The sequence below is a fragment of the Streptomyces sp. NPDC002499 genome (genome assembly GCF_053595415.1).
The window spans coordinates 99,803-118,043 of record NZ_JBSFXO010000020.1; the positions used below are offsets into that span (position 1 = coordinate 99,803).

An 18,241-nucleotide genomic window follows, 5' to 3' on the forward strand; every position below is an offset into this window, starting at 1 on the left:
GCACAGGTCGTGAGGTGTCCCCGAGGGGGTTACCCCACCTGTTCCCTGTTCACAGCTCGTTCCTCGTTCAAGTAGCCGTATTCACATAGACGCGAGGAACGCGCGTTCCGATGCGCGTGACGATCTCGTACGCGATGGTGCCCGCGGCCTGCGCCCAGTCCTCGGCCGTGGGCTCGCCCCGGTCGCCGGGTCCGAACAGCACCGCCTCCGTGCCGGGCGGCGGCTCGTCCCCGCCGAGGTCGACGACGAACTGGTCCATCGCGACCCGCCCCGCGACCGTCCGCCACTTGCCGTCGACCAGCACGGGCCCGGTGCCGGAGGCGTGCCGCGGGATGCCGTCCGCGTAACCGACGGGCACGAGGCCGAGGGTGGTCTCGCCGGGGGTGGTGTAGTGATGCCCGTAACTGACGCCGTGACCCCCGGGGACGTGCTTCACGAGGGCGATGTTCGCCGCGAGCGTCATCACCGGGCGCAGTCCGAAGTCGGCCGGGGTGCCGACCTCCGGGCTGGGCGAGATGCCGTAGAGGGCGATCCCGGTGCGGACGAGGTCGAAGTGGGCCTCGGGGAGCGTGAGCGTGGCCGGCGAGTTGGCGATGTGCCGCACCTCGGGGCGCACGCCCTGGCCCTCGGCGTACGCCAGCATCTCCCGGAAGAGGGTGAGCTGGGCGGCGATGGAGGGGTGCCCCGGCTCGTCGGCGCAGGCGAAGTGGGACCAGAGCCCGGTGATCCGGACCAGCCCGTCCGCCTCGGCGCGCAGGGCGGCGCCGACCAACTCGGCCCAGTCGTCGCCCGGTTGGCACCCGTTGCGCCCGAGTCCCGTGTCGGCCTTGAGCTGCACGCGCGCGGGGAGCCCGGCGGCGCGCGCGGCCTCCGTGACCTCCTCCAGGGCCCACATCCCACTGACGGACACGTCGATGTCGGCCTCGATCGCCTCGCGCCAGGGTCCGCCGGGCGTCCACAGCCAGCACATGACCCGCACCCGCTCGGGCGTGAGCCCCTCGGCCCGCCGCAGCGCGAGCGCCTCCTCGGGCGTCGCCGTGCCGAGCCAGTCGGCCCCCGCCTCGACGGCCGCGCGGGCGCACGGCACCGCACCGTGGCCGTACGCCTCGGACTTCACGACGGCCATGAGCTGCGCACCCGGCGCCAGGGCGCGCAGGGTCCGCACATTGGCCCGCAGGGCGGCCAGATCGATCTCGGCACGGGCGCGCAGCGGTGCGGTCGGGGCGGTGGCTGTCTCATTCATGACGTCCCCAGTCTCTCAGAGGGGTGCGACAACACCGGGAACCCGTCCGGTGGTCCGGCGCAAGGGCGTTCCCGGCCGAGGTGCGCGTCCGCGGGAAAGAAGTGCGCGCCGGCGCGAAAGACGGCCGTGCGGGGCCGCTGCGAGAGTCGTGGACGTCGACACACCACGGCACCTCCGCCGTGCACCGGCACACCACGGCACATCACCTCTAAGGATCCGCATGCCCTCGTCACCGGCAGTACAGACCGTCCGCGGCCCCATAGCGGCCAGCGACCTCGGCACCGTGCTGATGCACGAGCACGTCTTCGTCCTCAGCGAGGAGCTCCGGCAGAGCCTGCCGGAGACCTGGGACGAGCAGGAGCGGATCGCCGACGCGGTGACCCGGCTGAAGGCCCTGGCCGCGACCGGCGTGACCACGATCGTCGATCCCACCGTCATCGGGCTCGGCCGCAACGTCGCGCGCGTGGCCGAGGTGAACGCCCAGGTCGACCTCAACATCGTCGCGGCCACCGGCGTGTACACGCTCACCGACGTCCCCCACTTCTTCCAGTACCACGGACCGGGCACGCTCCTCGGCGGCCCCGAGGCCATGACCGAGCTGTTCGTGCGCGAACTCGCCGTGGGCATCGCGGACACCGGCATCAGGGCCGCGTTCCTCAAGTGCGCGATCGAGAACGAGCTCACCCCGGGCGTGGAGCGGGTGCTGCGCGCGGTGGCCCAGGCCCATCTGCGCACCGGCGCCCCGATCACCGTGCACACCAGCGCGCAGGCCCGTACCGGGCTGGTCGCGCAGGACATCCTGCGCAGCGAGGGCGTGGACCTCGGGGCGGTGGTCATCGGCCACAGCGGCGACACCGCCGACCTCGACTACCTGCACCGGCTCGTCGACAACGGCTCGTACGTCGGCATGGACCGCTTCGGCCTCGACATCCTGCTGCCGGGCGACCAGCGGGTGGCGACGGTCGCGAAGCTCGCGGCCGAGGGTTTCGCCGACCGGATGGTGCTGTCGCACGACGCGTCCTGCCACATCGACTGGTTCCCGCCGGGCGTGCGCGAGCAGATCGCGCCGAACTGGCACTACACGCACCTGCACGACGAGGTGCTCCCTGCACTGCGCGCCGCGGGCGTCACGGCGGACCAGCTGACGACCATGCTGGTCGACAACCCGCGCCGCTACTTCACACCCCTCGCCTAATTGCCGGGCCGGTGTCCCCACACGTACACCCGGTCGCCCTTCTTCAGCACACCCCACAGCTTCCGGGCGTCGCCGAGGCGCAGGTTGACGCAGCCCCAGGACCCGGTAGTCGTGTAGATGCTCCCGTAGACGGCGTGGAAGGCCTGCCCGCCGTCGAAGAACTGGGCATACGGCATGGGTGAGTTGTACAGCGTCGACCAGTGGTTCTTGTGCTTCCAGAAGACCTTGTGCCACCCGAGCCGGGTCCGGTGCCCGGTGCGCCCGCTGCGCATCGGCACCGGCCCGAAGACGACCTTCTTGCCCTTCTGCACCCAGGTCAGCTCGCGATTGAGATCGACACAGGCGACCCGGTACGACTTCACCGGGCACAGCTTCTTGGCGTTCGGATTCTTCCGGGCGCCGATGTACTGCATGGTCGCCCAGGTCACGGGCCCGGCGAACCCGATGGCGGGCTTGATCTTCTGCTTCAGCTGAAAGTTCCGGATGGCCTTGCAGTCGGCGGCCGACTGCTTCCCGTCCGCCTTGCGCTTCAACCACCGCTCGACCGGCCGCTGATAGGGCCCGGTCCGCTTGCTGCACGCCACCTTCGCGACGGCGTCCCCGAGCGGCACGTACTCGACGAGGTCGTACGTCCCCTCCGCCGCGTCCCGCGGTTCCACGGCATCCTCCGCCCGCGTGGGCGTGTACACCTGCGGCGGCAACACCTGGTCGGGCGTATCGATCTGCCAGGGCTGATACGGGCCCGGAGCCACCCCGGGCACCAGCTCGGCCTCCGGACCGGGAACGGCGGGAGCGGGCGGCACGGGCGCGGCCCAGGCGGTACCGCCGGAAAGGGTCGTGACGGGAAGGGCCGTCACGACGGCGAGGACCACGGCAACACTGCGACATGCGATACGTCTGCTGATCATGCGATCAGAGAAACGTGCCCGGCGCCCGGGACAGGGGTGGCACGCGGACGGGGTCACCCATACGTAGCCGCGCGGACCCCCTCATTGGTCCTCTGCGCCGACCTCGTCCTACCGGTCGCGCACATCCCGCCACGCCCGTACGACCGCCTCGGCCACGTCATGTGCCCCCACCGGCGCCCCGTCCGAGGCGAACCTCCCGGCAAGGCCGTGCAGATACGCGGCCACGCTCCCCGCGTCCAGCGCGCTCAGCCCGGCGGCGAGCAGTGACCCGCCGAGCCCGGACAGCACGTCCCCGCTGCCGGCGGTGGCCAGCCACCCGGTCCCGGTCGGATTGACGCGTACGGCTCCGCCCGCGGCGTCGGCGATCAGCGTGGTCGACCCCTTGAGCAGGACGGTCGCCCCGTACCGCGCCGCCAGTTCCCGCGCCGACGCCAGCCGGGCCCCCTCGACCTGCTCGCGGGCCACGCCGAGCAGCGCGGCGGCCTCACCCGCGTGCGGGGTCATCAACGTCGGCGCGGTGCGGGCCCGTACGGCATCCCGGTCGGCGAGCCGCAGCCCGTCGGCGTCGATCAGCACGGGCACGTCGGCGGCGAGCACCTCGCCCACGTACGAGGCGTCGTCCCCAGCCCCGGGCCCGACGACCCACGCCTGTACGCGCCCCGCGTGCTTGGGCCCCTGGTCGGACACGAGCACCTCGGGGAACCGCGCGAGCACGGCGTCCGCGGCGGGACCGACGTACCGCACGGCCCCGGCGCCGCCCCGCAGCGCCCCGGCGACGGCGAGGACGGCCGCGCCCGGGTACCGCGCCGACCCGGCCGCGATCCCGACCACTCCGCGCCGGTACTTGTCGCTCTCGGCCCCGGGCACGGGCAGCAGCGCGGCCACGTCGGCATGCTGCAGGGCCTCCAGCTCGGGCTCGTCGGGGAGCACCTCCCCCAGCCCGATGTCGACGAGCCGCACGGACCCGGCGTACTCGCGGGCGGGATCGATCAACAATCCCGGCTTGTGCGTGCCGAAGGTGACGGTCAGATCGGCCCGCAAGGCAGCCCCCCGCACCTCGCCGCTACCCGCCTCGACCCCGCTGGGCAGGTCGACGGCGACGACGGGAACGCGGGCCTCGGCGACGACCTCGGCCAACCGCTCCGCGTCGGGCCGCAGCCCACCGCTGCCGCCGATCCCGACGATCCCGTCGACGACGAGGTCGGCCCGGAGGATGGCTTCCTCGACCGCGTCGACGCCGAGAGTGGGATTGATGTCACCGGAGTCGACAACCCGCCCCCCGGACCGCCGAAACGCCGTGAGCCCCCCGGCATGGGCCCGCTCGGGCGCGAGCAGCACGGCGGCGACCCCCGCCCCGCGCCGGGCGAGGCGCGCGCCGGCGTACAGGGCGTCGCCCCCGTTGTCCCCGCTCCCGACGAGCAGGACGATCCGGCTCCCGTAGACGCGCCCGAGCACCTCGGCACAGGCGACGGCGAGTCCGGCGGCGGCGCGCTGCATCAGCGCCCCCTCCGGAAGCCGCGCCATGAGCGCCCGCTCGGCGGTCCTTACCGTCTCCACGCTGTACGCAGTACGCATGCGTCGAGTCTCTCGCGCGGGCGCGCGCCACCGCACCCGGGCACCCGGCTCACCCCTCGGCGATCACCACGGCCGACGCGACCCCGGCGTCATGGCTGAGCGACACGTGCCAGGACCGCACGCCCAGCTCCGCCGCCTTCGCGGCGACGGTCCCCTTCACCCGCAGCCGGGGCCGTCCGCTCTCCTCGACGTACACCTCGGCGTCCGTCCACAGCAGCCCGGCCGGCGCCCCGAGCGCCTTGGCCAACGCCTCCTTGGCGGCGAACCGGGCGGCCAGCGAGGCGACCCCGCGCCGCTGCCCACCGGCCAACAACAACTCACTCTCCACGAACAGCCGCTCCGCCATCCCGGGCGTGCGCTTGAGCGACGCCGCGAACCGATCGATCTCGGCCACGTCGATTCCGACCCCGATGATGCTCATGCGGAGCACCTTATGGCGGGTGGAGAAGCTGACCTCGTCTTGACCCGGTGTTCCACGGGAGTTGGGGCCGGGGTGCGAGGGTGTGCGGCTGGTGAAGGAGCCGTACCCCTGTCCTCGTTCAAGGAGAGATGTATGCCCCGTGCCCTCAAAGCCGCCCGCAGAGTCGGCGCCGTGGCTCTCACGCTCGCTGCCGTCGGATTCCTGTCGCCGTCACCGGCGCAGGCCGCCGTCACCTACTCGACGCTGGTCAACGGCAACAGCTTCCAGTGCCTGGCGATTCCCCACGCCAGCGGCGCCAACGATGTCGTTCCGATCCAGTGGCCCTGCAGCGACGACGCCGAACAGCAGTGGTACCTGAAGCCGCAGGCCGACGGGCGCGTCACCATCATCAACAAGAACAGCCAGAAGTGCCTCGTCGTCGGGGGCGCGACAAGCGGCACGAAGCCCATTCAGTGGACCTGCGACTCGGACAACCCTCCGGGCCAGCAGGATCTCTGGATCCACGACAGCGACTTCCGCCTGCGCAGCATGTACGCCAACCTCTGCCTCGCCGTCCCCAACTCCAGTACCACCAGCGGCATCGAGCCGATCCTGTGGACGTGCAACACGAACAACGACCAGACCTGGCAATGACCCGCGATCATGACATGCTCGCGCCCCAAGTACTGTTCCCCGTGACCCGTGTCCGCCGTTGCGGACGCGAACGCACGTCAACGGGAGAACGTACGCAATGAAGTTGAAGGCACTCGGCACCGCGGCAGCGGCCGTCGCCCTGGTCGGTACGGCGCTCACCGGCGGTGTCGCCGTCGCTCAGCCCGCCACCGCGGCGGCAGCCGCCCTGCCCACGGACTGCAGCAAGTTCCTGAGCCCCATCAAGCCCAAGGAAAGCGTCAACATCCGCACCAGCCCGAAGACTTCGGCCACCGCGATCGGCGTCTGGCCCAAGGGCAAGAGCGGTGCGATCTGCAACGACGGCAAGTCCTACAAGGGCGGCTCGTACACGGCCTGCGGCAAGACGAGCGACCAGTGGTACTACGGCAGCTACGGCTCGAAGAAGGGCTGGGTCACGAAGACCTGCACGTACTGACGGAACGGAAGGAGGGGTGGCCGGCACACGCCCGTCCACCCCTCCCCGCGTTCAGAGCAACCCGCTCACTCCACCGTCACCGACTTCGCCAGGTTCCGCGGCTGGTCCACCTCGTTGCCCCGGGCCGTGGCCAGCTCACACGCGAAGACCTGCAACGGCACGGTGGCGACCAGGGGTTGGAGCAGGGTCGGCGTCGCGGGGATGCGGATCAGATGGTCGGCATACGGCACCACCGCCTCGTCCCCTTCCTCCGCGATGACGATGGTCCGCGCCCCCCGGGCCCTGATCTCCTGGATGTTGGACACGATCTTGTCGTGCAGCACGGACCGCCCCCGGGGCGACGGCACGACCACCACGACCGGCAGATCCGGCTCGATCAGCGCGATCGGCCCGTGCTTCAACTCCCCCGCCGCGAAGCCCTCCGCGTGCATGTAGGCGAGTTCCTTGAGCTTCAGTGCCCCCTCCAGCGCGACGGGGTACCCCACATGCCGGCCGAGGAACAGCACCGTGTTCTTGTCCGCGAGCGACCGCGCCAACTCCCGTACGGGCTCCATGGTTTCGAGGACCCGCTCGACCTCGCCGCCGATCTGCGCGAGGTCCCGGATGACGGCCCCGATCTCGTCGCCCCACTTGGTGCCGCGCACCTGACCGAGATACAGCGCGACCAGGTAGCACGCCACCAGCTGCGTCAGAAACGCCTTGGTCGACGCGACCGCGACTTCCGGCCCCGCGTGCGTGTACAGCACCGCGTCCGACTCACGGGGAATCGTCGACCCGTTGGTGTTGCAGATGGCCAGCACCTTCGAGCCCTGCTCACGGGCGTGCCGCAGCGCCATGAGCGTGTCCATGGTCTCCCCGGACTGCGAGATGGCGATCACCAACGACCGCGCGCCCAGGATCGGATCCCGGTACCGGAACTCGCTCGCCAGCTCCACCTCGCACGGGATCCGCGTCCAGTGCTCGATGGCGTACTTGGCGATCAGCCCGGCGTGGAAGGCCGTACCGCACGCGACGATGACGACCTTGTCGACCTCGCGCAGCTCGTGCACCGGGATCCGGACCTCGTCCAGCCGCAGCAGCCCCTCCGCGTCGATCCGCCCCAGCAACGTGTCGGCGACGGCCTTCGGCTGCTCGGCGATCTCCTTGAGCATGAAGTAGTCGTAGCCGCCCTTCTCGGCGGCGGAGGCGTCCCAGTCGACGTGGTAGGAGCGGACCTCGGCCGGGGTCCCGTCGAACCCGGTGACCGTCACCCCGTCCCGCCGCAGCTCGACGACCTGGTCCTGCCCGAGCTCGACCGCCGACCGGGTGTGCGCGATGAACGCGGCGACGTCCGAGGCGAGAAAGGCCTCCCCCTCGCCGACACCCACCACCAGGGGCGAGTTCCGCCGCGCCCCGACCACCACGTCCGGCGCGTCGGCGTGCACGGCGACCAGCGTGAAGGCCCCTTCCAGCCGCCGACACACGAGCCGCATCGCCTCGGCGAGATCGGCGGTGGCGGAGAACTCCTCGGCGAGCAGATGCGCGACCACTTCGGTGTCGGTCTCGGAAGCGAGCTCATGCCCCCGCTCGGCCAACTCGGCCCGCAGCAGGGCGAAGTTCTCGATGATCCCGTTGTGGACGACCGCGACCCGCCCCGCGTTGTCGAGATGAGGATGGGCGTTCGCATCGGTCGGCCCACCGTGCGTGGCCCACCGGGTGTGCCCGATCCCGGTACCGCCCGCCGGCAGCGGCCGCTCCACCAGCTCCTTCTCCAGATTGACCAGCTTCCCGGCCTTCTTGCCCGCCGCCAGCCCCCCGTCCGCGAGCACGGCGACCCCCGCCGAGTCGTACCCCCGGTACTCCAGCCGCTTCAGCCCGGCCATCACCACATCAAGCGCCGACTGCGACCCCACGTATCCCACGATTCCGCACATGGGCGGCAGCCTAGACACCGAAAGCCGCCAAAACACGACACATCCTGCCCGATTTCGGAAATTGCGGAGGCCCCGATAAGAAGGGGTCCCGCACCGGCGATCCGACCAGACCAAAGAACCAAAGGACTCCCCATGCCGAACGCCCTCCACGCAGCCGACCAGGTGATAGCCCTCGTGCGCGCCCACGAGGACCTCTTCCAGCACGGCGACGGCTGCCCTCCGGAGCTGATCGCCAGAGCGGAGACCGAGATGACACTCTCCTTCCCGCCCTCCTACCGCCGCCTGATCGAGGAGTTCGGCACCTGGGAGACCCCGCCCACCGAATTCCTCGGCGTGTACCAAACGCCGGCGGCGGGCGAGAAACTTCTGGGCACCTCCGCGTACACCTGCGAGGACCGCACCGCACTCGGCCTCCCGCACCACTTCATGGTCCTCATGCACGACGACGTGTGGGAGGTCGTGGTCCTCGACACCTCCCGCCCCGACGAGGAGGGCGAGTACCCCGTCCACGCGTGGAACACAGGGGTTCTCGTCGGCGGCCTCATGGAGAGGATCGCGGACAGCTTCGGAGAGTTCGCGCTGACCGAGTGCCAGCAAAAACTGAGCTGGAGCTGACCCCCCGGCTCCCCCACGTGACGGACCCCACCCGCCACCCCGTTCAAACTCCGTTAACAATGGACTGTGATCTCTCCGGTCTCCCCGATGCCCCGGAGCGCCCACCGGCACAGGCCGGAGGCGACTCCCTACGTCGACCTCACCCGAGCCGAGTGGAGCGCGCTGCGCGACAAGACGCCGCTGCCGCTCACCGCCGAGGAGGTCGAGAAGCTGCGCGGACTCGGCGATGTCATCGACCTCGACGAGGTGCGTGACATCTACCTCCCGCTGTCCAGACTCCTCAATCTCTACGTCGGCGCCACGGACGGTCTGAGAAACGCGCTGAACACCTTCCTGGGCGAACAGGGCTCCCAGTCCGGCACCCCGTTCGTCATAGGCGTCGCCGGCTCGGTGGCGGTCGGGAAGTCGACGGTCGCCCGCCTCCTCCAGGCCCTGCTCTCCCGCTGGCCCGAGCACCCACGCGTGGAGCTGGTGACCACCGACGGCTTCCTCCTGCCCACCCGGGAACTGGAAGCCCGCGGCCTCATGTCACGCAAGGGCTTCCCGGAGTCGTACGACCGCCGCGCGCTCACCCGTTTCGTCGCCGACATCAAGGCGGGCAAGGACGAGGTCACCGCCCCCGTCTACTCCCACCTGATCTACGACATCGTCCCGGACCGGCGCCTCACGGTCCGCCGCCCGGACATCCTGATCGTCGAGGGCCTGAACGTCCTCCAGCCCGCGCTCCCCGGCAAGGACGGCCGCACCCGCGTCGGCCTCGCCGACTACTTCGACTTCAGCGTCTACGTGGACGCGAGCGGCGACGACATCGAGCGCTGGTACCTCAACCGGTTCAGGAAGCTGCGCCAGACCGCCTTCCAGAACCCGGACTCCTACTTCCGCAAGTACACCCAGGTGTCCGAGGACGAGGCCCTCGACTACGCCCGCACCCTCTGGCGCACCATCAACAAGCCCAACCTCGTCGAGAACATCGCCCCCACCCGAGGCCGCGCCACCCTCATCATCCGCAAGAGCACGGACCACAAGGTCCAGCGACTGAGCCTGCGCAAACTCTGACCGCTAGCCTGCCCCCATGCTCCACCTCCGCCTGATCACCCCGTCCACCCGCACCGACGACGTGGTCCGCCTGATCGAAGGAACCGTCGGCACCACCCACCTGGTCGTGTTGCCGGGCGCCGCCCGCGACCCCGCCGGGGACCTGGTGCTGTGCGACGTGGCCCGCGAGGCCGGCGACGAACTCATCGCCGGGCTGCGGGAGTTGGACCTGGACCGCACCGGTTCGATCGCCGTCGACAACATCGACCTGTCGCTGTCCGAGCGCGCCGACAAGGCGGAGGCGGACGCACCCGGCGAGGGCGCCGACGCGGTCCTGTGGGAGCACCTCGCCGAGGCATCGCACGAGGAGTCGACGCTCTCGGTCACCTACGTCGCCTTCATCACGCTCGCCACGATGATCGCGGCCTGCGGTGTCGTGCTCGACAACGCGATCCTGATCGTCGGCGCGATGGCGGTCGGCCCGGAGTTCGGCCCGCTGGCCGGCATCTGCACGGCGATCGTGCGCCGCGCGCCCCGCCTGGCCCTGCGCTCCCTGATCGCCCTGCTCGTCGGCTTCGCCTTCGCCATGCTGGTGACGGTCGGCTTCAGCTACTTCATGGACGCCGTCGACCTGTTCAGCAAGGTCCGCCTCGAGGCCGACCGCCCCAACACCAACTTCATCTACCAGCCCGACGCGTTCTCGTTCGTCGTGGCGGTCCTCGCCGGCATCGCCGGCACCCTCTCCCTGACCTCGGCGAAGTCCGGCCTCCTGGTAGGCGTGGCCATCTCGGTCACCACGGTCCCGGCCGCCGCGAACGCGGCAGTGGCCTTCACCTACAACGAGTACAGACAGGCCTGGGGCTCCACGGAGCAACTACTCCTGAACCTGCTGGGAATCGTCCTGGCAGGCACCCTGACCTTGCTGGCGCAGAAGCTGCTGTGGTCGAACCAACGGCGCCGCCAGAACGCCGTCTAGGGCATCGCCGTCAGGGGCGCGGGGAACTGCGCGACAAGCCACGACGAACCCGCAGCCCGCACCACACAGATCCACGCACCCCGAACCCGGAACCAAGAACTACCCGAGCGCCGACTTCACCGCATCAGCCAACCGCCCAGCCACAGACCGAGCCTGATCAATATCCGCAGCCTCGACCATCACCCGAACCAACGGCTCAGTCCCGGACGGCCGAAGCAACACCCGCCCCGTAGCCCCGAGTTCTCGCTCGGCCTCAGCAACGGCAGTTGCCAGCTCCGCCGAACTGCCCACCCGACCGCGATCGACATCCGGCACATTGATCAGCACCTGAGGCAACCGCTCCATCACAGAAGCCAGTTCCCGCAACGACCGCCCGCTGGAAGCAACCCGCGCCGCCAGCATGAGCCCGGTCAACGTCCCGTCCCCGGTCGTCGCGTGGTCGAGAATGATCACGTGCCCGGACTGCTCACCGCCCAGCGCGTACCCGTGCTCCTTCATCTCCTCCAGCACATAGCGGTCGCCGACGGCGGTCTGGATGATCGTCAGCCCCTCCCGCTCCATGGCCAGCTTGAAGCCCAGGTTCGACATGACCGTCGCGACAACGGTGTCCGACCGCAGAGCGCCCCGCTCACGCATCGCCAGCGCGAGCACGGCCATGATCTGGTCGCCGTCGACGTCGTCACCGGTGTGGTCGACGGCCAGGCACCGGTCGGCGTCACCGTCGTGCGCGATACCGAAGTCCGCCCCGTGCTCGACGACGGCCGCCTTCAGCAGCTCCAGGTGGGTCGACCCGCACCCGTCGTTGATGTTGAGCCCGTCCGGCTCCGCGCCGATCGTGATGACCTCGGCACCGGCCCGCGAGAACGCCTCCGGCGAGACCCGCGAGGCAGCGCCGTGCGCCTCGTCGAGGACGATCTTCAGCCCGTCGAGCCGGTTCGGCAGCACGCCGATGAGGTGGGCGACGTACTGGTCGAAGCCCTCGTTGTAGCGCCGGACCCGGCCGACGCCCGAGCCGGTGGGGCGGTCCCAGGGCGCGCCGGTGCGGTGCTCCTCGTAGATCTTCTCGATCCGCTCCTCCAGCTCGTCGTCGAGCTTGTGCCCGCCGCGCGCGAGGAACTTCAGTCCGTTGTCGGGCATGGCGTTGTGGCTCGCGGAGAGCATCACGCCGAGGTCGGCGCCCAGCACGCCGGTGAGATACGCCACCGCGGGGGTGGGCAGCACACCGACGAGCAGTACGTCCACGCCCGAGCTGGCCAGGCCCGCGACCACGGCCGCCTCCAGGAACTCCCCGGACGCCCGCGGATCCCTGCCGACCACCGCCGTGGGCCGATGCCCCTCGAAGGAGCCCGCCTCGGCCAGTACGTGCGCCGCGGCCACGGAGAGCCCGAGGGCCAGCTCCGCCGTCAGGTCCGCGTTGGCTACGCCCCGCACGCCGTCCGTGCCGAAGAGTCGTCCCACTTGTCCTCCTGAGGAAGCGTCAGTTACGGAAGCCGGTGCTGATGCAGTTCTTATGGATGCGGCCCGCACCCACGGCTTTCGCGTCCCAGGCGATCCATGCAGTTCATGCATTCATCGCCTGGCCATCCGATCACACAAGCCTTTGAGCGCCTTGTGCCGTTATACGCCCACCGTCGCAATAAACGAACGCCCCGACGGCACTGTGGCGTGCCGCCGGGGCGTTCGGAGTACGAGCAGGCAGCTGCGATTAGCGCTTGCTGTACTGCGGGGCCTTACGGGCCTTCTTGAGACCGGCCTTCTTGCGCTCGACCGCACGGTCGTCGCGACGGAGGAAGCCGGCCTTCTTGAGGGCGCCGCGGTTGTTGTCCACGTCGGCCTCGTTCAGGGCGCGGGCCACGCCGAGGCGCAGGGCACCGGCCTGGCCGGAGACGCCGCCACCCGCGATGCGCGCGATGACGTCGTAGCGGCCCTCGAGCTCGAGCACCTTGAAGGGCTCGTTGACTTCCTGCTGGTGCACCTTGTTGGGGAAGTAGTCCTCAAGGGTGCGACCGTTGATCTTCCACTTGCCGGTGCCCGGGACGATCCGGACGCGGGCGATGGCGTTCTTGCGACGGCCCAGGCCGGCGGCCGGCTGCGGGTCGCCGAAGCGGGACGCGGTCGACTCCGACGTGTACTCGCCCTCGACGGGCGCGTCGGACTCGGTGGTGTAACTCTCGACGTCGACGAGCTCGGTCTCGGTCTCTTCGACCGGCTGCTCAACGGTGGTCTCGGCCACGGTTCTCCTCAGATTCTTTTCTGTCTTAGGGGGTGTGTGGCCGGAACTACTGCGCGACCTGGGTGATCTCGAACGGCACCGGCTGCTGCGCAGCGTGCGGGTGCTGGTCGCCCGAGTAGACCTTCAGCTTGCCGAGCATCTGACGGCCCAGGGTGTTCTTGGGGATCATGCCCCGGATGGCCTTCTCGACGGCCTTCTCGGGGTTCTTCGCCAGCAGCTCGTCGTAGCGGACGGAGCGCAGACCACCCGGGTAACCGGAGTGGCGGTACGCCAGCTTCTGGGTCTTCTTGTTGCCGGACAGGTGAACCTTGTCGGCGTTGATGATGATGACGAAGTCGCCCATGTCCATGTGCGGGGCATAGGTCGGCTTGTGCTTGCCGCGGAGGAGGTTCGCGGCAGTGGTAGCCAGACGGCCCAGGACGATGTCCTGCGCGTCAATGACGTGCCACTGGCGAGTCACATCGCCGGGCTTGGGGCTGTACGTACGCACTTCGCAGCCTTCTTCTTCAGTGGATGGGTGCTGACACATGGCATCACTGAAGCGATCGTGCAGCTGGGGACGACAATGGCCGGGGACGATGCCCGTATGCCGCCCACTGGTAACTGCTCCAGGGAACCTACGTAAGGGCTTCCGGTCCGGGAACGACCTCACCGATACGCATAACAAACCGTAAGAGTACCCGCGCCGCCCCGGACGGGTCAAAACGTGACGGCGGGGGCCGCTCCGGCCGACCGCACGGGCGCCTGCGCCCACCGCGACCGGCCGTGCACGGCGACGGTGACCGCCAGCACGCACAGCGTGAACGCGTCCTTGAACGCCCGCCGCCGGACCGTCTCCAGGTACGGCCAGCTCAGCCCCGGCAACTGCGGCACCAGAGCCAGCCAGAACCACGGACTCCGGGCCACCGACCCGGCCCGCGGCAGCCCGGCGAGCAGCACCGGGAGCACGACGACCAGGTAGTGGTCGTACGACGGCCTGGCGACCAGGAACGCCGAGAGCATCAGCGTCGCCGCGGTCTCGGCGAGACACAGCGGCCCGGGTTCGCCGCGCCGCCACCGCCGGTACGCGCACAGCACCCCGGTACCGGCCCCGAGCAGCGCCGTCGCCGCGGCCACCGCCGCCGGCATCCCCAGTCGCGGCAGCACCGCCGCAGGCGAGGCCTCGTAGAGCCGTACGAAACCGTCGTCGCCGCTCAGCAGGAACGGCAGGGTGCGGGTGAGGAAGCCCGCCGGGTCCGGCAGCAGGAGCGCGGCGCCGGCCGACGCGAGCGCCGGGAGCGCCACCAGGACCGCGAGGGCGCGCCAGCGGCGGGCGAAGACGAAGAGCAGCGCCAGCGGGGCCAGCAGCGGCTTCAGGGCGATCGCCGCACCCACCACCACGGCCGCCGCCACCCACCGCCCCCGGCTCGCGAGCAGCAGGGCCAGCGGCAGCGCGAGCGCGGCCGTCGCCGTCCAGTTCGCCAGCAGCACCAGATGTCCGAAGGGCGCGAACCCGGCGGCCAGGGCGGCCGGGCCGAGGGCGGCGAGCCGGCTCCGGAGCGGAACGCCGTACAGCCGTAGTGCACAGATCCAGCCAAGTCCGAGACACCCGGTCACCACCAGTGGTACCAGCACACGCAGTACAAGAGGGGACAACAGGGTCTGCGGGGCGGCCGCCAGGACCGCGCTCGGCAGATAGAGGAAGTGTGGATCGTCATACGGGGAGCCACCGGCCAACCAGGTCCGCGCGGCCCGTACGACGATCGCGTTGTCCATGCCTCCGTCCGAGGTCAGCCGGGCTGTGCGGGCCGCGGTGGCGCCCAGCACGGCGGCGAGCACCACCCACAACGGCCAGGAAGCAGGTCGCACCAACCACCCAGAGATATCCCTTTTCTCCGTATTCACCGGCACAACGCTAGGTGCTACAGAGCCTGTTGAGACGCACCAGCACGCGCCGTCGCCCGTCTAAGATGCGGCCCATGAGCTTTGGGCAGCAGGGAGGGCCCCCGTCCCAGTGGGATCCCTGGAAACCGCAATCGCAGCAGCCGTGGACCGACGGCGGCGGTGACGGCACCCCGGACTGGGCCGCACTCGCCGAGGCGTCCGAGACCCGCAACCGCAGACGCCGGCTGTTCTTCATCGGCGGCGGCGCGGTCGCCACGATCGCGATAGGCACCGCCGTCGCGATGGCCGTCGTGTCCTCGGACGGTGGCAACCAGGCCTCGGGCAACCCGTCCAACCTGCCCGCCAGCGCCTCCATCCCCAGCGGCAGCGCCTCGGCCCCCTCCTTCGAGCCGACCAGCGCGCCCCCGCCGCTGGACCCGAAGGAGTTCATCGACAGCAAGGCCAAGGACACCGCCCCCCTCAGCGCGACGCTGCTCTTCCCGGGCACCCAGCTGACCATGGGCTCGGTGGTGTACAAGAAGGGCCCGACGGCCGACACGAAGAACTGCGCCTCGGCCGCCCAGGGCACGCTCCCGAAGGTCCTCACCGCGAGCGGCTGCACCAGCTTCATGCGCGTGACCTACACCAAGGACGGCGTCGCGGTCACCGTCGGCGTGGCCGTCTTCGACACCGAGGCCAAGGCCCTCAAGGCCAAGGGCGACGCGGACAAGAAGGGCTTCGTCAAGCCCCTCACCGGCGCCGGCGTGAAGTCCTTCTGCGACGCCGCGCTCTGCCGCACGACCACCAACTCCTACGGCCGGTACGCCTACTTCACCATCGCGGGCTTCACCAACGCCAAGGACGTCACGACCAAGGACACCAAGGTCTTCTCGACCGGCGACGACCTGGCCGAGTTCACCTTCCGCCAGATCCGCCGCCGCGGCGAGGCCCAGGCGTCGGCGGCGGTCGGCTAGTCCTCGCTCAACAGCACCCGGCCCCGGGCAGCGTCCGCTTGTTGCGCGCCTCCTTGCTGCGCGCGGCAAGGAGCTCGTCGGCCGGGTAGCCGACCTCCTCCAGCGTGAGCCCGTGCGGCCGTACGACATGCACGGCGGAGTCCCGTACGCCGGCGGCCAGCACCTTGCCCGGCCAGTCCGGTGTGCGGTGCCCGTCCCCCACGAACAGCAGCGCCCCGATCAGCGAGCGCACCATGTTGTGGCAGAAGGCGTCGGCCCGCACGGTGGCGGTGACGATCCCGTCGTCCCCCCGCACAAGGCTCAGCTCCTGGAGCGTCCGGATCGTGGTCGCCCCTTCGCGCCGCTTGCAGTAGGCCGCGAAGTCGTGCTCCCCGAGCAGCGCTCGGGCCGCCTCGTTCATGGCGTCGACGTCGAGCGGCCAGTCGTGCCACAGCACGTGCCCGCGCAGCAGCGGATCGACCCCACCGGGATGGTCGGTGACGCGATAGGCGTACCGCCGCCAGACGGCCGAGAACCGGGCGTTGAACCCGGCGGGAGCCTCGTCGATTGCCCACACCCGCACATCCTTGGCCAACCGCCCCGCAAGCCGCTTCAGCAGCTTCTCGCGGTGCTCGGCCCACACCTCCCCCGGCAGATCCACATGCGCCACCTGCCCCCGCGCATGCACCCCGGAATCGGTCCGCCCGGCCACGGTCAGTTCGTACAAGGCCTCCCCCGACCGCGTAACGGTCCGCAAGGCCTCCTCGATCTCCCCCTGCACGGTCCGCCGTCCCCCGGCCTGCTTGGCCCACCCGGAGAAGTCGGCCCCGTCGTAGGAGAGATCGAGACGGACGCGTACATGGCCGGGTGCTGCTTCATCACTCACACGGAGATCCTCTCAGGAACACGAAAGCGGGCCCGTCCCTGTAAAGGAACGGGCCCGCTCACAGGACTGCTTACGCGTCCTTGGACTCCTCGTCGGCCTCGGCCGGCTTGGCGTCCTCGACGACCTCGTCGGACTTGGCCTCGACGGCCTCGTCCTTCTTGAGGGCGTCTTCCTTGACCGCACGCTTGGTGGCAGCCTCGGCCTCACCCGTCGCAGCCTGCGCGACGGTCAGGGCCTCGACCAGCTCGATGACAGCCATGGGCGCGTTGTCGCCACGACGGTTACCGATCTTGGTGATGCGGGTGTAGCCACCGGGACGGTTCTCGTAGCGCGGGCCGATCTCGGTGAAGAGCGTGTGGACGACGCTCTTGTCCGTGATCACCTGAAGCACCTGACGGCGGTTGTGAAGGTCGCCCTTCTTGCCCTTGGTGATCAGACGCTCGGCGTAGGGCCGCAGCTTGCGGGCCTTCGCCTCGGTGGTGGTGATACGGCCGTGCTCGAACAGCGACTTCGCGAGGTTCGCAAGAAGCAGCTTCTCGTGCGCGGCACTGCCGCCCAGACGGGCACCCTTGGTGGGCTTCGGCATGTCTTTCTCCTTGGTATCTGCCCCGGCCGTATCAGGTACCGGGGGCAGGACCCGATGAGCGGATGCTCACCGGCAACAACCGATCAGTACTGCTCGGTCTCCACAAAACCCGCGTCCACGTCGTCGTCGGCGCCGAAGGCGTCGGCAGCGGCCGTCGGGTCGAATCCGGGCGGGCTGTCCTTCAGGGCCAGGCCCATGCCGGCCAGCTTCGCCTTGACCTCGTCGATGGACTTCGCACCGAAGTTGCGGATGTCCAGGAGGTCGGCCTCGGAACGAGCCACGAGCTCACCCACGGAGTGGATGCCCTCGCGCTTGAGGCAGTTGTAGGAGCGGACCGTGAGCTCCAGCTCCTCGATCGGCAGAGCGAGGTCCGCGGCAAGGGCGGCGTCCGTCGGGGACGGGCCCATGTCGATGCCCTCGGCGTCGATGTTCAGCTCGCGCGCGAGACCGAACAGCTCGACGAGCGTCTTACCGGCGGAAGCCATGGCGTCACGCGGCCGCATGGCCTGCTTCGTCTCGACGTCGACGATCAGCTTGTCGAAGTCGGTCCGCTGCTCGACACGCGTCGCCTCGACCTTGTACGTGACCTTCAGCACCGGCGAGTAGATCGAGTCGACCGGGATGCGCCCGATCTCCTGACCCACCTGCTTGTTCTGCACGGCGGAGACGTAACCGCGGCCGCGCTCGACCGTGAGTTCCATCTCCAGCTTGCCCTTGCCGTTGAGCGTGGCCAGGACGAGGTCGGGGTTGTG

General features: G+C 70.1%; 19 protein-coding genes. 7 read left to right on the forward strand and 12 right to left on the reverse strand.

Annotated features, from left to right (window positions below):
* Positions 1-67: 67 nt before the first annotated feature.
* Complete coding sequence (gene alr / locus ACWD5F_RS44010; RefSeq protein WP_451261746.1) at positions 68-1,243, reverse strand: alanine racemase; 1,176 nt, start codon at positions 1,241-1,243, stop codon at positions 68-70.
* 220 nt (positions 1,244-1,463) lie between these two features.
* Here alr and ACWD5F_RS44015 point away from each other — a divergent pair, with 220 nt between their 5' ends.
* On the forward strand, positions 1,464-2,438 hold the full coding sequence (locus ACWD5F_RS44015) for a phosphotriesterase family protein (protein WP_451261747.1): 975 nt from the start codon (positions 1,464-1,466) through the stop codon (positions 2,436-2,438).
* Here the strand turns inward: ACWD5F_RS44015 and ACWD5F_RS44020 are convergent.
* The 3 genes from ACWD5F_RS44020 to ACWD5F_RS44030 form a co-directional block, all read right to left on the reverse strand.
* Positions 2,435-3,346: a L,D-transpeptidase gene (locus ACWD5F_RS44020; RefSeq protein WP_451261748.1), complete on the reverse strand. Its 912-nt coding sequence runs from the start codon at positions 3,344-3,346 to the stop codon at positions 2,435-2,437. The genes ACWD5F_RS44015 and ACWD5F_RS44020 overlap by 4 nt on opposite strands.
* A 108-nt stretch (positions 3,347-3,454) precedes the next feature.
* A complete protein-coding gene (locus ACWD5F_RS44025) occupies positions 3,455-4,921 on the reverse strand; it encodes an NAD(P)H-hydrate dehydratase (protein WP_451261750.1) in 1,467 nt (488 codons plus the stop codon).
* A gap of 49 nt (positions 4,922-4,970) precedes the next feature.
* Positions 4,971-5,342, reverse strand: a complete 372-nt coding sequence (locus tag ACWD5F_RS44030; RefSeq protein ID WP_451261751.1) for a holo-ACP synthase — start codon at positions 5,340-5,342, stop codon at positions 4,971-4,973.
* A 171-nt stretch (positions 5,343-5,513) separates the two neighbouring features.
* Here ACWD5F_RS44030 and ACWD5F_RS44035 point away from each other — a divergent pair, with 171 nt between their 5' ends.
* Together ACWD5F_RS44035 and ACWD5F_RS44040 are read left to right on the forward strand one after the other, a co-directional pair.
* Positions 5,514-5,975: an RICIN domain-containing protein gene (locus tag ACWD5F_RS44035; protein WP_451261752.1), complete on the forward strand. Its 462-nt coding sequence runs from the start codon at positions 5,514-5,516 to the stop codon at positions 5,973-5,975.
* 97 nt (positions 5,976-6,072) lie between these two features.
* On the forward strand, positions 6,073-6,429 hold the full coding sequence (locus ACWD5F_RS44040; protein ID WP_401713991.1) for a hypothetical protein: 357 nt from the start codon (positions 6,073-6,075) through the stop codon (positions 6,427-6,429).
* Positions 6,430-6,494: 65 nt separating this feature from the next.
* On the opposite strand, the gene glmS is transcribed toward ACWD5F_RS44040, so the two are convergent.
* Positions 6,495-8,342: a glutamine--fructose-6-phosphate transaminase (isomerizing) gene (gene glmS / locus ACWD5F_RS44045; RefSeq protein WP_401713993.1), complete on the reverse strand. Its 1,848-nt coding sequence runs from the start codon at positions 8,340-8,342 to the stop codon at positions 6,495-6,497.
* Positions 8,343-8,474: 132 nt separating this feature from the next.
* On the opposite strand from glmS, the gene ACWD5F_RS44050 reads away from it, so the two are divergent.
* The 3 genes from ACWD5F_RS44050 (at position 8,475) to ACWD5F_RS44060 (ending at position 10,968) form a co-directional block, all read left to right on the forward strand.
* A complete protein-coding gene (locus ACWD5F_RS44050) occupies positions 8,475-8,957 on the forward strand; it encodes an SMI1/KNR4 family protein (protein ID WP_451261753.1) in 483 nt (160 codons plus the stop codon).
* An 87-nt stretch (positions 8,958-9,044) separates the two neighbouring features.
* Entirely contained in the window at positions 9,045-10,013 is a 969-nt protein-coding gene (coaA, locus tag ACWD5F_RS44055) for a type I pantothenate kinase (protein ID WP_401713997.1), read from the forward strand.
* Positions 10,014-10,029: 16 nt separating this feature from the next.
* The gene (locus ACWD5F_RS44060) at positions 10,030-10,968 is read left to right on the forward strand and encodes a DUF389 domain-containing protein (RefSeq protein ID WP_451261754.1); all 939 of its coding nucleotides are present in this window, start codon (positions 10,030-10,032) and stop codon (positions 10,966-10,968) included.
* A 99-nt stretch (positions 10,969-11,067) separates the two neighbouring features.
* Here ACWD5F_RS44060 and glmM read toward each other — a convergent pair whose 3' ends face one another.
* The 4 genes from glmM to ACWD5F_RS44080 form a co-directional block, all read right to left on the reverse strand.
* Positions 11,068-12,426 (reverse strand): phosphoglucosamine mutase, encoded by a 1,359-nt coding sequence (glmM, locus tag ACWD5F_RS44065; protein ID WP_451261755.1) that lies wholly within the window; start codon positions 12,424-12,426, stop codon positions 11,068-11,070.
* A gap of 247 nt (positions 12,427-12,673) precedes the next feature.
* The gene (gene rpsI / locus ACWD5F_RS44070) at positions 12,674-13,201 is read right to left on the reverse strand and encodes a 30S ribosomal protein S9 (protein WP_280878442.1); all 528 of its coding nucleotides are present in this window, start codon (positions 13,199-13,201) and stop codon (positions 12,674-12,676) included.
* 46 nt (positions 13,202-13,247) lie between these two features.
* Positions 13,248-13,691 carry a 50S ribosomal protein L13 gene (gene rplM, locus ACWD5F_RS44075; RefSeq protein WP_401714001.1) on the reverse strand — a complete coding sequence of 148 codons (444 nt, stop codon included), beginning with the start codon at positions 13,689-13,691 and terminating at the stop codon, positions 13,248-13,250.
* Positions 13,692-13,900: 209 nt separating this feature from the next.
* Positions 13,901-15,049, reverse strand: a complete 1,149-nt coding sequence (locus ACWD5F_RS44080; RefSeq protein ID WP_451261766.1) for a glycosyltransferase 87 family protein — start codon at positions 15,047-15,049, stop codon at positions 13,901-13,903.
* A 110-nt stretch (positions 15,050-15,159) separates the two neighbouring features.
* On the opposite strand from ACWD5F_RS44080, the gene ACWD5F_RS44085 reads away from it, so the two are divergent.
* Complete coding sequence (locus ACWD5F_RS44085; RefSeq protein WP_451261756.1) at positions 15,160-16,038, forward strand: hypothetical protein; 879 nt, start codon at positions 15,160-15,162, stop codon at positions 16,036-16,038.
* Between the two features lie 7 nt (positions 16,039-16,045).
* On the opposite strand, the gene truA is transcribed toward ACWD5F_RS44085, so the two are convergent.
* From truA to rpoA, 3 genes are all read right to left on the reverse strand, one after another.
* Positions 16,046-16,903 (reverse strand): tRNA pseudouridine(38-40) synthase TruA, encoded by an 858-nt coding sequence (truA, locus tag ACWD5F_RS44090; RefSeq protein WP_451261757.1) that lies wholly within the window; start codon positions 16,901-16,903, stop codon positions 16,046-16,048.
* Between the two features lie 70 nt (positions 16,904-16,973).
* Entirely contained in the window at positions 16,974-17,489 is a 516-nt protein-coding gene (gene rplQ, locus ACWD5F_RS44095; protein ID WP_451261758.1) for a 50S ribosomal protein L17, read from the reverse strand.
* Positions 17,490-17,572: 83 nt separating this feature from the next.
* Positions 17,573-18,241: DNA-directed RNA polymerase subunit alpha (gene rpoA / locus ACWD5F_RS44100; RefSeq protein WP_451261759.1), on the reverse strand; the 669-nt coding region annotated here is incomplete at its 5' end.

What these genes read in the sequence shown, in the direction of transcription:
- alr (WP_451261746.1), bottom strand. Translation starts at nt 1,243, where the DNA reads ATGAATGAGACAGCCACCGCCCCGACCGCACCGCTGCGCGCCCGTGCC.
- ACWD5F_RS44015 (WP_451261747.1), top strand. Translation starts at nt 1,464, where the DNA reads ATGCCCTCGTCACCGGCAGTACAGACCGTCCGCGGCCCCATAGCGGCC.
- ACWD5F_RS44020 (WP_451261748.1), bottom strand. Translation starts at nt 3,346, where the DNA reads ATGATCAGCAGACGTATCGCATGTCGCAGTGTTGCCGTGGTCCTCGCC.
- ACWD5F_RS44025 (WP_451261750.1), bottom strand. Translation starts at nt 4,921, where the DNA reads ATGCGTACTGCGTACAGCGTGGAGACGGTAAGGACCGCCGAGCGGGCG.
- ACWD5F_RS44030 (WP_451261751.1), bottom strand. Translation starts at nt 5,342, where the DNA reads ATGAGCATCATCGGGGTCGGAATCGACGTGGCCGAGATCGATCGGTTC.
- ACWD5F_RS44040 (WP_401713991.1), top strand. Translation starts at nt 6,073, where the DNA reads ATGAAGTTGAAGGCACTCGGCACCGCGGCAGCGGCCGTCGCCCTGGTC.
- glmS (WP_401713993.1), bottom strand. Translation starts at nt 8,342, where the DNA reads ATGTGCGGAATCGTGGGATACGTGGGGTCGCAGTCGGCGCTTGATGTG.
- ACWD5F_RS44050 (WP_451261753.1), top strand. Translation starts at nt 8,475, where the DNA reads ATGCCGAACGCCCTCCACGCAGCCGACCAGGTGATAGCCCTCGTGCGC.
- coaA (WP_401713997.1), top strand. Translation starts at nt 9,045, where the DNA reads ATGCCCCGGAGCGCCCACCGGCACAGGCCGGAGGCGACTCCCTACGTC.
- ACWD5F_RS44060 (WP_451261754.1), top strand. Translation starts at nt 10,030, where the DNA reads ATGCTCCACCTCCGCCTGATCACCCCGTCCACCCGCACCGACGACGTG.
- ACWD5F_RS44085 (WP_451261756.1), top strand. Translation starts at nt 15,160, where the DNA reads ATGAGCTTTGGGCAGCAGGGAGGGCCCCCGTCCCAGTGGGATCCCTGG.
- rplQ (WP_451261758.1), bottom strand. Translation starts at nt 17,489, where the DNA reads ATGCCGAAGCCCACCAAGGGTGCCCGTCTGGGCGGCAGTGCCGCGCAC.